This window comes from Streptomyces sp. IMTB 2501, assembly GCF_001953885.1.
GTDB lineage: Bacteria > Actinomycetota > Actinomycetes > Streptomycetales > Streptomycetaceae > Streptomyces.
In genome coordinates this window covers 150,495-164,303 of record NZ_MQUS01000006.1, presented here as the reverse complement: position 1 = coordinate 164,303, position 13,809 = coordinate 150,495, and the positions used below count along the sequence as shown (strand labels likewise).

Here is a 13,809-nt window from a genome sequence, read left to right as displayed (position 1 = left end):
CGGCAGGGAAAGTCCCGTCACTCGCGCCCCCGGAGACACTCGTGTGCGCCCCCGGGCAGTAGCACCTTGAAGCGTGCGGGACAATGGAGTACGTGACTCGGATCGTGATCATCGGTGGCGGACCCGGCGGATATGAAGCGGCCCTGGTAGCCGCGCAGCTCGGTGCGGAGGTGACCGTCGTCGACTGCGACGGTCTGGGCGGAGCGTCGGTGCTGACCGACTGCGTGCCGTCGAAGACCCTGATCGCCACGGCCGAGGTGATGACCACCTTCGACTCCTCCTACGAGGAGCTGGGCATCATCGTCGCCGACGACACCCCGCCGCTGGAGCAGGCCGCCCGGGTGGTCGGTGTGGATCTGGGGAAGGTCAATCGCCGTGTGAAGCGGCTGGCCCTCGCCCAGTCGCACGACATCACCGCCTCCGTCACGCGCGCCGGCGCCCGGGTCATGCGCGGGCGCGGACGTCTGGAGGGCATGCAGGCCCTCGACGGGTCCCGCAAGGTCGTCGTCACCGCCGCCGACGGCACCGAGGAGACCCTGACCGCCGACGCCGTCCTCATCGCCACCGGTGGTCACCCGCGTGAGCTGCCCGATGCCCAGCCCGACGGCGAGCGCATCCTCAACTGGACCCAGGTCTACGACCTCAACGAGCTGCCGGAAGAGCTGATCGTGGTCGGCTCCGGTGTGACCGGTGCCGAGTTCGCCGGCGCGTACCAGGCGCTGGGGTCGAAGGTCACCCTGGTGTCCTCGCGCGACCGCGTGCTGCCGGGCGAGGACCCGGACGCCGCCGCCGTCCTGGAGGACGTCTTCCGGCGCCGTGGCATGAACGTCATGGCCCGCTCCCGCGCGCAGTCCGCCAAGCGCGTCGGCGACCGGGTCGAGGTGACGCTGGCGGACGGCCGGGTCATCACCGGCTCGCACTGCCTGATGGCCGTCGGCGCCATTCCGAACAGCGCGGGGCTCGGCCTGGAGGAGGCCGGCGTCAAGCTGCGCGACTCAGGTCACATCTGGACCGACAAGGTCTCGCGTACGACCGCCCCGGGCGTGTACGCGGCCGGTGACGTCACGGGCGTCTTCGCGCTCGCCTCCGTCGCCGCCATGCAGGGACGTATCGCCATCTACCACTTCCTCGGCGACGCGGTGACCCCGCTGAACCTGAAGACCGTCTCCTCGAACGTCTTCACCGACCCCGAGATCGCGACCGTCGGCTACTCGCAAGCCGATGTCGACGCGGGCAAGATCGACGCCAGGGTCGTCAAGCTGCCCCTCCTCCGGAACCCGCGCGCCAAGATGCAGGGCATCCGGGACGGCTTCGTCAAGATCTTCTGCCGGCCGGGTACGGGCATCGTCGTCGGCGGTGTGGTCGTCTCGCCCCGCGCCTCGGAACTGATCCACCCCATCTCGATCGCCGTCGACAACAATCTGACGGTCGAACAGATCGCGAACGCGTTCACCGTGTACCCCTCCCTTTCGGGGTCGATCGCCGAGGTGGCCCGGCAGCTGCACACCCGTAAGGCGAGCGCGGAGGCCTGACGGCCGGATCCGACTTCCCGCTGGTCACCGGGAGTTGCCGCGAGTGCGTACGGCATAGTCGGGGCGGGTAGGTCCTATACCACTTCCCGCCCTGCCATGCGAACAACTTCTGTTATTCGGCGCAAACTGCTGAAAGCAGACGGTCGCTGGGGTTACTGTCAGTTTCGTGTTCGCTGCTGAACGTCGCCAATTGATCCTCGAAATGGTGCGTGCGAACGGTGCCGTGTCGCTCCGTGAGCTCGCCCGCGTCGTCCAGACCTCCGAAGTGACCGTACGGCGGGACGTGCGGGCACTGGAGGCAGAAGGACTCCTCGACCGTCGGCACGGCGGTGCCGTACTGCCGGGCGGATTCACACGTGAGTCGGGCTTTCCGCAGAAGTCCCATCTCGCGACCGCCGAGAAGACGGCCATCGCCGACCTCGCCGCGGGTCTCGTCGAAGAAGGCGAGGCCATCGTGGTCGGCGCGGGTACCACCACACAGGAGCTGGCCCGCCGGCTCGCGCGGGTGCCCGGTCTGACCGTCGTCACCAACTCCCTCCTGGTCGCCCAGGCGTTGGCCCATGCCAATCGGGTGGAGGTCGTGATGACCGGAGGCACCCTGCGCGGCTCCAACTACGCCCTCGTCGGCTCCGGCGCGGAGCAGTCCCTGCAGGGGCTGAGAGTGTCGAAGGCGTTCCTGTCGGGGAGCGGCCTGACCGCGGAGCGGGGTCTGTCCACGTCCAACATGCTCTCGGCGTCCGTCGACCGGGCCCTCGTCCAGGCCGCCGCCGAGGTCGTCGTCCTCGCCGACCACACCAAGCTCGGCACGGACACGATGTTCCAGACCGTGCCGACGGACGTCATCACCCGCCTGGTCACCGACGAGCCCCCGCCGCACGACGACCGCGCCGCCACCGAGTTGCAGGCCCTTGCCGACCAAGGGGTGCAGATCGCCGTGGCCGGGGCGAGCGGGGCCCCTCCGGGGGGTGAGCAGGCCCCGGCGCGGCGTGCCCCACTGCCGGGGCCGCGCAGGGGCCATGTGGCGCTTCGGTCGGGGGCCGGCCTGGAGCCTACGGGGGCCGAGCGGGGGCGCGTCGCGGATCTGCGGCGCCGGTAGCTGTCAGGCCCGGTCCGTCGTCAGCGCCCAATCGCCGTAGAGCTTCGGGCTGTTGGGTGGGTGCGGGTTCGTCGTGGCCTGCCGCGCGGTTCCCCGCGCCCCTTGGGCCGGCAGGCTTTCAGGGACTCAAGACGTTCCCACTGCCTTGGAACGGGAAAAGGTGACGCCCGGCAGATCATCCGTCTGCCGGGCGTCGCTCAGGCTGTTGCCGTCAGTCCTTGATCTCGCAGATCGGGGCGCCGGAGGTGATGGAGGCGCCGACTTCGGCGGCGAGGCCCTTGATGGTGCCCGCCTTGTGGGCGTTGAGGGGCTGTTCCATCTTCATGGCCTCCAGGACGACGACCAGGTCGCCTTCCTTGACCTCCTGGCCCTCCTCGACGGCGACCTTGACGATCGTGCCCTGCATCGGGGAGGCGAGGGTGTCGCCGGAGGCCACCGGCCCGGACTTCTTGGCCGCCCGGCGCTTCGGCTTGGCACCCGCCGCGAGGCCGGTGCGGGCCAGGGACATGCCCAGGGAGGAGGGCAGGGAGACCTCCAGGCGCTTGCCGCCGACCTCGACGACGACCGTCTCCCGGCCGCTCTCCTCCTCCGCCTCGGTGTCGGCCGGAGCGGCGAAGGGCTTGATCTCGTTGACGAACTCGGTCTCGATCCAGCGGGTGTGGACCGTGAACGGGGCCTGGCTGCCGGTGGTTTCGGGAGCGAACGCCGGGTCCCTGACCACCGCGCGGTGGAAGGGGATCGCGGTGGCCATGCCCTCGACCTGGAACTCGTCCAGGGCACGCGCGGCCCGCTGAAGGGCCTCCTCGCGGGTACGGCCCGTCACGATCAGCTTGGCCAGCAGGGAGTCCCACGCCGGGCCGATGACCGAGCCGGACTCCACCCCCGCGTCCAGGCGGACACCGGGACCGGACGGCGCGTCGAACGTGGTGACCGTGCCGGGGGCGGGCAGGAAGTTACGGCCCGGGTCCTCGCCGTTGATACGGAACTCGAAGGAATGACCCCGCAACCGCGGGTCGTCGTAGCCCAGTTCCTCGCCGTCGGCGATACGGAACATCTCCCGTACGAGGTCGATGCCGGCGACCTCCTCGGTCACCGGGTGCTCCACCTGCAGGCGGGTGTTGACCTCCAGGAAGGAGATCGTGCCGTCCTGGCCGACCAGGAACTCACAGGTGCCCGCGCCCTCGTAGCGGGCCTCCTTGAGGATGTCCTTGGAGGCCCGGTACAGCTCGGCGACCTGCTCCTCGGACAGGAACGGCGCGGGAGCCTCCTCGACCAGCTTCTGGTGCCGGCGCTGCAGCGAGCAGTCACGCGTCGAGACGACGACCACGTTGCCGTGCTTGTCCGCCAGGCACTGGGTCTCCACGTGCCGCGGGCGGTCGAGGTATCGCTCCACGAAGCACTCACCGCGGCCGAAGGCGGCGACCGCCTCACGCACCGCCGACTCGTACAGCTCCGGGACCTCCTCCAGGGTGCGGGCGACCTTCAGGCCGCGGCCGCCGCCACCGAAGGCCGCCTTGATCGCGATCGGCAGGCCGTGCTCCTCGGCGAACGCCACGACCTCCTCGGCACCGCTCACCGGGTCCGGCGTACCGGCCACCAGCGGAGCGCCGGCGCGCTGGGCGATATGACGGGCGGCGACCTTGTCCCCCAGGTCACGGATCGCCTGCGGCGGCGGGCCGATCCAGACCAGACCCGCGTCCAGCACCGCCTGCGCGAAGTCGGCGTTCTCCGACAGGAAGCCATAACCCGGATGGACGGCGTCCGCGCCGGACTCGCGCGCCGCGTTCAGGACCTTCTCGATGTCCAGGTAGCTGGTGGCCGGGGTGTCACCGCCCAGGGCGAACGCCTCATCCGCGGCGCGGACATGCAGAGCGTCCCGGTCCGGGTCCGCGTAGACGGCCACGCTCGCGATCCCGGCGTCCCGGCAGGCCCGGGCCACGCGGACAGCGATTTCGCCACGGTTGGCGATGAGCACCTTGCGCACGATTGAGGCTCCCTCCTTGAAACAAGCCGAGTTTAGGGACTGCCGACACGGCACTTCGACCCGTCCCCAATGGTGAGCTTGCCCACACGGAGCGTGATTCGAGGCTCGCTCGACCCGCGAAAAGCCTTGTCGCACCTCGGTACGCAGCTCCCCTCCGGGAAACCCTAGCCCCGTCATGTGGTCAAGGTCTCTGTGAGAGCGTGCTGCGGCCCACTCTGTTTCTTTGTCGAGTCCCTACGAATGGCCCAATGATTCTTTGCTGGCGCGCAAACCCTTGTCCCTGGGTTTACCCGTTAGTAGCGTTCATGACGGCTCGAACGTACCTGTGGTAACAGTCGCGTGGCTTGAGAGTGGGTGGAGACCGGTGGTGCGCAGACCGGTGGCGTGGGTCCTGGCGGTCGTCCTCCTGGTGGAGGCCTTCTTCATCGCGGCGCTGAACTGGTTCCTCGGCGTCGTCGTCGACCGTCAGGACATGTCCCTGGCGGGGCTCGACCCGTCCACGATGGCGACGTCCTCGAAGATCGGCGGCGTGGTCTTCGGCCTCTACTTCGCGCTGTGCGCGCTGGTGGCCGTCCTGGTCGCGATACGGAACCGCGCGCCCGCGGGCTTCGGCCGGGTCCTGCTGATCAGCGTGGCCGTCGTGCACGGCCTGCTCGGCGCGTTCGCCTGGAGCATGGTCGGCTGGACGGCGTTCCTGTTCCTGATGGTGGTGCTCGGCCTCGTCGTCCTGCTCCTGATGACGTACGACCGCGAGGCCGGCCCGCAGCCGGGCGCCTCCGGCGGCGGGGCGGGGGAGGGCGGGCACCCGGACGCTCTGACCGAGCCCGGGTCGGCTGCGGCGCCGGGAGCGGCCCCGGGTGCGGGTTCGGGTGGGGCGGCTGTGCCGGCGCCTCGTACGGAGCGTACGGGTGAGGCGCCGGGTGGGGGTGAGGGGACGCGGGACTCCCTGTCCGCTCCGGTCACTCGGCCGGCGACCACAACTCCGTGATGCCGACGCCCAGTTCGGCCAGCAGCTTGCGCACCAGGGGCAGGCTGATGCCGATCACATTGCCGTGGTCGCCGTTGATGCCCTTGATGAACGGCGCCGAACGGCCGTCCAGGGTGAAGGCCCCCGCGACGTAGAGGGGTTCGCCGGAGGCGACATACGCGGCGATCTCCTCGTCCGTCGGTTCGCCGAAGTGGACGACGGTCGAGGCGGTCCCGGAGACGTAGCGCTTGGCCGCCGTGTCCCAGATGCAGTGGCCCGTCTGGAGGGTCCCGGTCCGCCCGCGCATCGCCTTCCAGCGGGCGGTCGCCTCCTCGGCGTCGGCGGGCTTGCCGAGGGCCTGCCCGTCCAGCTCCAGCACCGAGTCACAGGCGATCACCAGGGCGCCCTGCACCTCCGGCTTCGCCGCCACGACCGAGGCCTTCGCCTCGGCCAGCGCGAGCGCCAGCTCCGCGGGGGTGGGGGCGGTGATGGCGTCCTCGTCGACTCCGCTGACGATCACCTCGGGGGAGAGACCGGCCTGCCTCAGGAGGCCCAGCCGGGCGGGGGACTTCGAGGCGAGGATCAGTCGCCTGCGGCGCGTTGCGGTCATGGGGTCAGGTTACTCACCTCAGGCCGATGACCAGCATCACAAGCATGGTGGCCAGGGCCATGAGGAAGCCGAGCCGCCGAAGCATGTCCTGCGCTTCGCGCAGGTCCTTCGGCGGCTCGTCTTCCGGGTCTGACCACAGCATTCCTTCAGCGTGCGGCCCGGTGGGGGGTGGGCGCCTGAGTACTGCTACTCAAGTCGGCACCCGGCGCGTTGGCTCTGTGCGCGGTTCCCCGCCCCTGAAGCCGCTCAGCTCGGCCAGTAGGTGCGGGTCCAGGACGCCGGGCCCGGCTTGGGGACGTGGGCGGCGGCGATCCGCGACGGGTCGGACCACGCATCGCGCGGGCCCTGCGCGCCGGGCGGCAGGGCTGCCGCCGCCGCGGCGCGGACGCGGACCACCGCCAGTGCGGCGGCCAGCTCCTCGGGGGTCGGGTTGCCTCGTACGACCTTGATGTTCATGACCGCTCCCAGGGGCAGCATGGCTTGGAGGGGGCTAGAGGGGGATGTTGCCGTGCTTCTTCGGAGGCAGGGATTCCCGCTTCGTGCGCAGCTGACGCAGGCCGCGCACGATGTGGGCGCGGGTGTCGGACGGCATGATCACCGCGTCGATGTAGCCGCGCTCGGCCGCGACGTAGGGATTGAGGAGGGCGTCCTCGTACTCCTGGATCAGCCGGGCCCGGGTGCCCTCGCCGTTTCCGGTGGACTCCGCCTCGGCGATGGTGCGGCGGTGCAGGATGTTGACCGCGCCCTGGGCGCCCATGACGGCGATCTGGGCGGTCGGCCAGGCCAGGTTGAGGTCGGCGCCCAGGTGCTTGGAGCCCATGACGTCGTAGGCGCCGCCGAAGGCCTTGCGGGTGATCACCGTGATGAGGGGGACGGTCGCCTCGGCGTAGGCGTAGATCAGCTTGGCGCCGCGCCGGATGATGCCGGTGTGTTCCTGGTCGACGCCCGGCAGGAAGCCCGGCACGTCCACGAAGGTCAGCACCGGGATGTTGAAGGCGTCGCAGGTGCGCACGAACCGGGCGCCCTTCTCGGACGCGTCGATGTCCAGGCAGCCGGCGAACTGCATCGGCTGGTTGGCGACGATGCCGACCGGGTGGCCCTCGACCCGGCCGAAGCCGGTGAGGATGTTCGGCGCGAAGAGCGACTGGGTCTCGAAGAACTCGCCGTCGTCCAGGATGTGTTCGATCACCGTGTGCATGTCGTACGGCTGGTTCGCGCTGTCCGGGACCAGCGTGTCCAGCTCACGGTCCTCGTCGCTCAGGGCGAGGTCCGCCTCCTCCGCGAAGACCGGGGGCTCGGAGAGGTTGTTGGACGGCAGGTAGGAGAGGAGCTGCTTGACGTACTCGATGGCGTCCTTCTCGTCGCCCGCCATGTGGTGGGCCACGCCGGAGGCGGTGTTGTGGGTGCGGGCGCCGCCCAGCTCCTCGAAGCCGACGTCCTCGCCGGTGACCGTCTTGATGACGTCCGGGCCGGTGATGAACATGTGCGAGGTCTGGTCGACCATGACCGTGAAGTCGGTGATCGCGGGGGAGTACACCGCGCCGCCCGCGCACGGGCCGACGACCAGGCTGATCTGCGGGATCACACCGGAGGCGTGGGTGTTGCGGCGGAAGATCTCGCCGTAGGCGCCGAGGGAGGCGACACCCTCCTGGATGCGGGCGCCGCCGGAGTCGTTGATGCCGATGACCGGGCAGCCGGTCTTCAGCGCGAAGTCCATGACCTTGACGATCTTCTGGCCGTAGACCTCGCCGAGGGCGCCGCCGAAGACGGTGAAGTCCTGCGAGAAGACGGCGACGGGGCGGCCGTCGACGGTGCCGTAGCCGGTGACGACGCCGTCGCCGTAGGGGCGGTTGGCGTCGAGGCCGAAGTTGGTGGACCGGTGCCGGGCGAACTCGTCCAGCTCGACGAAGGAGCCCTCGTCGAGGAGGAGTTCGATGCGCTCACGGGCCGTCAGCTTGCCCTTGGCGTGCTGCTTCTCGACGGCGCGTTCCGAGCCGGCGTGCGTCGCCTCGTGGATGCGGCGCTGGAGATCCGCGAGCTTGCCCGCGGTCGTGTGGATATCGATCCCTTGAGTCTCGTGGATCTCTTGACGCTCTTCCGGCTCGGACATCGGAATGCGGCTCCCTGCCTGCTCAAAAGGGGGGACGGTTACTCATCCGTAGAGTAGTGCTGGGCCTGTGGGTCGGCAGTGCGGCGTTTCCCACACCTAGGGTGACTTGCATGACGCCGCACAATGCATCAGATGACAGCCGGGACGACAGCCGCTGGTCCGACCTGGACCGCCCGCCCCTGAACGCCGCGGCACTGCGGCGCGCGCTGGTCCGGGAGGGAAGCCTGTACCGCGAGGTGGAGGTGGTGCAGCGCACCGGCTCCACCAACTCCGACCTGGTCGCGCGGGCCGTCGCCGGGCAGGCCGACGAGGGGGCCGTGCTGGTGGCGGAGGAGCAGACCGCGGGCAAGGGGCGGCTGGACCGGCAGTGGACGGCGCCGCCGCGCTCGGGTCTCTTCTTCTCCGTGCTGCTGCGGCCCGCCGAGGTTCCGGTGGCCCGGTGGGGCTGGCTGCCGCTGCTGACGGGGGTCGCCGTGGCGAGCGGGGTGGCCCGGGCGGCGGGTGTGGACACGGCTCTGAAATGGCCGAACGACCTGCTGGTGACGGTCGGGGGCGAGGAGCGCAAGGCCGCCGGCATCCTCGCGGAACGGGCCGGGGAGGACGGTGTGGTCATCGGCGTCGGCATCAACGTGACGCTGCGGGCGGACGAGCTGCCGGTGCCCCGGGCCGGCTCGCTGGCGCTGGCCGGGGCGGTCGGCACGGACCGGGATCCGTTGCTGCGGGCCGTGCTGCGGGCGCTGGAGGACTGGTACGGACGGTGGCGGGCGGCGGGGGGCGACCCGGCGGCCTGCGGTCTGCAGGAGACGTACGCGGCGGGCTGCGCGACGCTGGGGCGCGTGGTGCGGGCCGAGCTGCCCGGTGAACGGGCGCTTGTGGGCGAGGCCGTGGCCGTCGACGGCGACGGCCGCCTGGTCATCGCGACGGGGGAGGGCGTCCAGGAGCCCGTGGGGGCGGGCGACATCGTCCATCTGCGGCCTGCGTGAGGCGGGGGTGCCGTGCCTCCGCGGCCTGGGTGGATGCCTGCGGCGCCATCACTGATTCTCGCCTGGTCGGCTGCGGCACCGTTCGGCCTACGGCAGGGCAGCTCCCCAAGGGGCGCGGGGAACTGCGCGACCGGCCACGACGGATTCGCACTCGGCGATGGCGGTGACACTTCCGGACATGGCCCGATGCGGGGTCTGGGGGCGTGGCGCCCGGGGTTGGCCGGCAGCACCCACGTACCCGGTACCGAGCACGTACCCCCGGCCGAACCCAACGGAGTGAGCTGGCGCACACCTGCCGTAGAGTTGAGGCCGGTCGATACCTGACCGCGGCAGATCGGAAGGGCAGCAGGCGTGACCGTCGACGACACGGGCTCCGGCGCGGACGCGGACGGCCGGGTGGACCCTCCCCAGGAGCGGGGGGACGACCATGCCGCCGATCCCGGCGAGGACCCGCTGGCCCTGCGCCTCGAACAGCTCATCCTGGGCGCCGAGCGCCGCTACACCCCGTTCCAGGCGGCCCGCAGCGCCGGTGTCTCCATGGAGCTGGCGTCACGGTTCTGGCGGGCCATGGGTTTCGCCGACATCGGCCAGGCCAAGGCGTTGACGGAGGCCGATGTGCTGGCTCTGCGCCGGCTCGCCGGTCTGGTCGAGGCAGGGCTGCTCAGTGAGGCCATGGCGGTGCAGGTGGCCCGGTCCACCGGGCAGACCACCGCCCGGTTGGCCGAGTGGCAGATGGATTCCTTCCTGGAGGGCCTGACCGAACCGCCCGAGCCCGGTATGACCCGCACCGAGGTGACGTACCCGATCGTCGAACTGCTCCTGCCCGAGCTGGAGGAGTTCCTGGTGTACGTGTGGCGGCGACAGCTCGCCGCCTCGGCCGGGCGTGTTGTGCAGTCGGCCGATGACGAGGAGATGGTCGACCGTCGGCTCGCCGTCGGCTTCGCCGATCTGGTGGGGTTCACGCGGTTGACCCGCCGGATGGAGGAAGAGGAGCTCGGAGAGCTGGTCGAGGCCTTCGAGACCACCGCCGCCGACCTGGTGGCCGCGCGTGGCGGGCGGCTCATCAAGACCCTCGGTGACGAGGTGCTGTACGCGGCGGACGACGCCGGTACGGCCGCGGACATCGCGCTGCGGCTCGTCGAGACGCTGTCGAACGACGAGACCATGCCCGAGCTGCGCGTCGGCATGGCGTTCGGCACGGTCACCACTCGTATGGGTGATGTGTTCGGTACGACCGTGAACCTGGCCTCCCGGCTCACCTCGATAGCCCCCCGGGACGCCGTGCTGGTGGACAGCGCCTTCGCCGAGGAGCTGATCCGCTCCGGCGAGGCGCCCGCCTCCGAGGCGGAGGCGGCCGAGGCCGCGGCCGCCGCCGAGAAGGAGGGCGAGGAGCCGCCGGTGTACCGCTTCGCGCTCCAGCCGATGTGGCAGCGCCCGGTGCGCGGGCTCGGCGTGGTCGAGCCCTGGCTGCTGAACCGCCGCGACGGCCAGTCGTAGTCCCGCGGGGCGTCATCGCTGGTGGCTGGTGCCGCCGGGCAGGCCCACGCAGATGCCGAGCACCGGTACGCACAACCCGCCCGGATCGGGGGGCGTCGTGCTGTGGCTGGGGGCCGGGGGCGCAGGCGTGGGCCGGGCGGTCGTCGGGGCGGCGGATGTCGGCTCCGGGGGATGCGGGTTCGTGCCGGGTGCCGAGGCCGGCCCGGACGGGAGCGCGGTCGGCGTGGCGGTACGGCTGGACGGTGTCCCTGGTGCCGTACCGGTCCCGGCCCGGCCGGTGGTCGTGGGCGCGAGGCTTCTGCCGCCCATGGCCGAGGTCGCCGAGGGCAGTGCGGTGGGCACGGCGGGGGCTGTGGCGGCGGGGTTCGTCGCGTGGTCCGTGGTGCTGTCGCCCGCACCCAGGCGGGGCTCGGCCTCCGCCGTGCCCGGCGAACCGGCCCCCGGATCCGGTGTGACCCGGACCAGGCTGAGCACCCCCGCGGCCAGGGCCAGACCGCCGGCGGCGAGCAGCACCTTGCGGGGGCGTGGCTTGCGGTGGCGACCGCGCCGTACGACGGACGCGCCGGCTTCCGTGTCGTCCGTACGGGACTGTGCAGAAATCGCTGGCATCGTTCCCCTCCCCGCCGCGCGCCACGGGGCGCGCCGTGGCGGACGCACGCTATGCGGTCCTGTGGGCGATGTGGGGGGAGACGGGTGGGATGTCACTCGAACGGGCGTAGCCCCCTGGGGTTTCCCGACGTCGGGTACGGCTGCGATGATCGGGCCCACAGGGCGTTAACCCGCGTTAACACGTGAGCCGGAGGGTGTCATGAGCGAGGAGCGGTTCGGGGAGTTCGTGCTGGTGCGGCGGCACGGGCCGGTCGCGGAGCTGGTGCTGGACCGGCCCAAGGCCATGAACGCCGTCTCCACGGAGATGGCCCGGTCGCTCGTGGGCGCGTGCACGGCGCTGGCCGCCGACCGGGACGCGCGCGTGGTGGTCCTGACCTCGTCCCACGAGCGGGCGTTCTGCGTCGGGGCGGACCTGAAGGAGCGGAACTCCTTCAGCGACGCGGATCTTCTGCGGCAGCGGCCGGTGACGCGCGGGGCCTACACCGGGGTGCTGGAGCTGCCGATGCCGACGATCGCGGCGGTGCACGGGTTCGCGTTGGGCGGCGGTTTCGAACTGGCCCTGTCCTGCGACCTGATCGTGGCCGACCGTACGGCGGTGGTGGGGTTGCCGGAGGTGTCCGTGGGCGTGATCCCGGGCGGTGGCGGTACGCAGTTGCTGCCACGGCGTGTGGGTGCCGCCCGGGCGGCCGAACTGATCTTCTCCGCAAGGCGGGTGGAGGCGGCGGAGGCGGCCGAACTGGGGCTGGTCGACCAGCTGGTGGACGAGGGGCGCGATGGGGAGGAGTCCCTGGCGCTGGCCGCGAGGATCGCCGGGAACTCGCCTGTCGGGCTCCGGGCCGCCAAGCGGGCGCTGCGGCTGGGGCACGGCCTGGATCTGCGGGCCGGTCTGGAGGTCGAGGACGCGGCCTGGCGCACGGTGGCCTTCTCGGCGGACCGGGCGGAGGGCGTGGCGGCCTTCAACGAGAAGCGCAAGCCGCAGTGGCCGGGGGAGTAGCGACACCGCGGTTCCTCCAGGGGCGCGAGGCTGTGTCCGATATGCGGCTGTCGCCGCGTGGGCGTGACAAGCCACGACGTACCCGCACTCGGCAACGGTCCGTAGTCCCGGGCTGGTAGCCGCACAGTTCATCCACCTGTTCGCCCGACCAGTGTCCCCATCGCCGCAAATCCTCCCTAACCTGGAGTAATGGGAGAGGACAAGCGGCTCGCCGCCGTGGTCGCGCTGGCGCAGGGCATGGCGGCGGCGCACACCCCGGCAGGGGCTTGGCATGCCGCCGCACTCGGCGCCTGCCGGGCGCTGGACGGCAGCTTCGCCGCGCTGTCGGTGTGGGAGCGGGAGCTGGGCCGGCTGCGCGTCCTCGTCAACGTGGGGGACCGGCGCCCGGACGAGGAGGTGTTCCCCGAGGCCGAGGCCTACCCGGTGCACCAGTTCCCGGAGATCACCGAGTTCCTGCACGAGCGGTGGGCCGGCGGGGGTGGGGCCAACGCCTGGGTGGAGACCGCCGAGGGGACCGCCGCCGGCACTCCCGGCTACTTCCACCGGCGGGTCGCCGCCCTGCGTCGCCGGGGCCGCGGCTGCTGTGTCGTCGCTCCGGTCGTGCTGCACGGCAGGGCCTGGGGCGAGTTGTACGTCGCGCGCGCCATCAAGGCCCCGGTGTTCGACCGGTCCGACGCCGACTTCGCCACCGTGCTGGCCGCCGTCGTCGCCGCCGGGCTAGCGCAGAGCGAGCGGCTGGAGGAGGCCCGCCGGCTCGCGTACACCGACGCCCTCACCGGACTCGCCAACCGCCGCGCCGTGGACGTACGCCTGGAGGAGGCCGTCGAACGGCACCGTGCGGACGGTGCGGTCGTCAGTCTTGTCGTATGTGATCTCAACGGGTTGAAGCGGGTCAACGACACCCTCGGGCATGCCGTCGGCGACCGGCTGCTGGAGCGCTTCGGCTCCGTGCTGTCGCTGTGCGGGGCGATGGTGCCGGGCGCGCTGGCCGCGCGGCTCGGCGGGGACGAGTTCTGTCTGCTGGCCGTCGGGCCGGCCGCCGATGACGTGGTCAAGGCCGCCGATGAACTGTGCCGGAGAGCCGGGGAGTTGGAGTTGGGGGAGGGGGTGGCGTGCGGGATCGCCTCGACCGAGGATGCGATCGGGGAGGTGCGCGACGCGCGGCGGCTGTTCCGGCTCGCCGACGCCGCCCAGTACCGGGCCAAGGCCCTGCGCGCCGACCGGCCGGTGGTCGCGGGCCGGGAGGGGCCGGAGGATCCGGTCGTACGGCTGGCGGACGAGCCGCCGCACCTGGCGCCCGCCGAGCGGCGCCGGTTCCGCGGGCGCCGGCCGTAAGGCCCCCGCGGATGAGGCGAAGCCCACACGGATCGGTAAGGGTCGCCCCCGTTCCCCACTAGTGACATCCCCGCATTCAATGCGTACGCTCC

General features: G+C 71.6%; 13 protein-coding genes. 7 read left to right on the top strand and 6 right to left on the bottom strand.

Annotated elements, in window-relative coordinates:
- The first annotated feature begins 83 nt into the window (after window positions 1-83).
- Entirely contained in the window at window positions 84-1,532 is a 1,449-nt protein-coding gene (locus AV521_RS12910; protein ID WP_076087730.1) for an NAD(P)H-quinone dehydrogenase, read from the top strand.
- Window positions 1,533-1,698: 166 nt separating this feature from the next.
- Complete coding sequence (locus tag AV521_RS12905; protein ID WP_076087728.1) at window positions 1,699-2,628, top strand: DeoR/GlpR family DNA-binding transcription regulator; 930 nt, start codon at window positions 1,699-1,701, stop codon at window positions 2,626-2,628.
- Between the two features lie 211 nt (window positions 2,629-2,839).
- On the opposite strand, the gene AV521_RS12900 is transcribed toward AV521_RS12905, so the two are convergent.
- Complete coding sequence (locus AV521_RS12900) at window positions 2,840-4,612, bottom strand: biotin carboxylase N-terminal domain-containing protein (RefSeq protein WP_076087726.1); 1,773 nt, start codon at window positions 4,610-4,612, stop codon at window positions 2,840-2,842.
- Between the two features lie 367 nt (window positions 4,613-4,979).
- Here AV521_RS12900 and AV521_RS12895 point away from each other — a divergent pair, with 367 nt between their 5' ends.
- Window positions 4,980-5,600: a hypothetical protein gene (locus AV521_RS12895; RefSeq protein WP_371917027.1), complete on the top strand. Its 621-nt coding sequence runs from the start codon at window positions 4,980-4,982 to the stop codon at window positions 5,598-5,600.
- Here AV521_RS12895 and AV521_RS12890 read toward each other — a convergent pair.
- The 4 genes from AV521_RS12890 to AV521_RS12880 all read right to left on the bottom strand — a co-directional run bounded on the left by AV521_RS12890 (window position 5,572) and on the right by AV521_RS12880 (window position 8,299).
- Window positions 5,572-6,189, bottom strand: a complete 618-nt coding sequence (locus tag AV521_RS12890; RefSeq protein WP_076087724.1) for a nucleoside triphosphate pyrophosphatase — start codon at window positions 6,187-6,189, stop codon at window positions 5,572-5,574. The two genes, AV521_RS12895 and AV521_RS12890, sit on opposite strands and share 29 nt — an antisense overlap.
- 13 nt (window positions 6,190-6,202) lie before the next feature.
- Window positions 6,203-6,331 carry a morphogenic membrane protein MmpB gene (gene mmpB / locus AV521_RS50710; protein ID WP_256725527.1) on the bottom strand — a complete coding sequence of 43 codons (129 nt, stop codon included), beginning with the start codon at window positions 6,329-6,331 and terminating at the stop codon, window positions 6,203-6,205.
- Between the two features lie 104 nt (window positions 6,332-6,435).
- Window positions 6,436-6,645 (bottom strand): acyl-CoA carboxylase epsilon subunit, encoded by a 210-nt coding sequence (locus AV521_RS12885; protein WP_076088027.1) that lies wholly within the window; start codon window positions 6,643-6,645, stop codon window positions 6,436-6,438.
- Between the two features lie 34 nt (window positions 6,646-6,679).
- Entirely contained in the window at window positions 6,680-8,299 is a 1,620-nt protein-coding gene (locus AV521_RS12880) for an acyl-CoA carboxylase subunit beta (protein ID WP_076087722.1), read from the bottom strand.
- A 110-nt stretch (window positions 8,300-8,409) separates the two neighbouring features.
- Here AV521_RS12880 and AV521_RS12875 point away from each other — a divergent pair, with 110 nt between their 5' ends.
- Together AV521_RS12875 and AV521_RS12870 are read left to right on the top strand one after the other, a co-directional pair.
- On the top strand, window positions 8,410-9,282 hold the full coding sequence (locus AV521_RS12875; RefSeq protein ID WP_076087721.1) for a biotin--[acetyl-CoA-carboxylase] ligase: 873 nt from the start codon (window positions 8,410-8,412) through the stop codon (window positions 9,280-9,282).
- 351 nt (window positions 9,283-9,633) lie between these two features.
- On the top strand, window positions 9,634-10,779 hold the full coding sequence (locus tag AV521_RS12870) for an adenylate/guanylate cyclase domain-containing protein (RefSeq protein ID WP_076087719.1): 1,146 nt from the start codon (window positions 9,634-9,636) through the stop codon (window positions 10,777-10,779).
- A 12-nt stretch (window positions 10,780-10,791) separates the two neighbouring features.
- Here AV521_RS12870 and AV521_RS12865 read toward each other — a convergent pair whose 3' ends face one another.
- Window positions 10,792-11,388, bottom strand: a complete 597-nt coding sequence (locus tag AV521_RS12865) for a hypothetical protein (RefSeq protein WP_256725526.1) — start codon at window positions 11,386-11,388, stop codon at window positions 10,792-10,794.
- Between the two features lie 199 nt (window positions 11,389-11,587).
- Between AV521_RS12865 and AV521_RS12860 the strand changes: the two genes are divergently transcribed.
- Window positions 11,588-12,382 (top strand): enoyl-CoA hydratase/isomerase family protein, encoded by a 795-nt coding sequence (locus AV521_RS12860; RefSeq protein ID WP_076087717.1) that lies wholly within the window; start codon window positions 11,588-11,590, stop codon window positions 12,380-12,382.
- 189 nt (window positions 12,383-12,571) lie between these two features.
- Window positions 12,572-13,717 (top strand): GGDEF domain-containing protein, encoded by a 1,146-nt coding sequence (locus AV521_RS12855; RefSeq protein ID WP_076087715.1) that lies wholly within the window; start codon window positions 12,572-12,574, stop codon window positions 13,715-13,717.
- The last annotated feature ends 92 nt before the right edge of the window (window positions 13,718-13,809 follow it).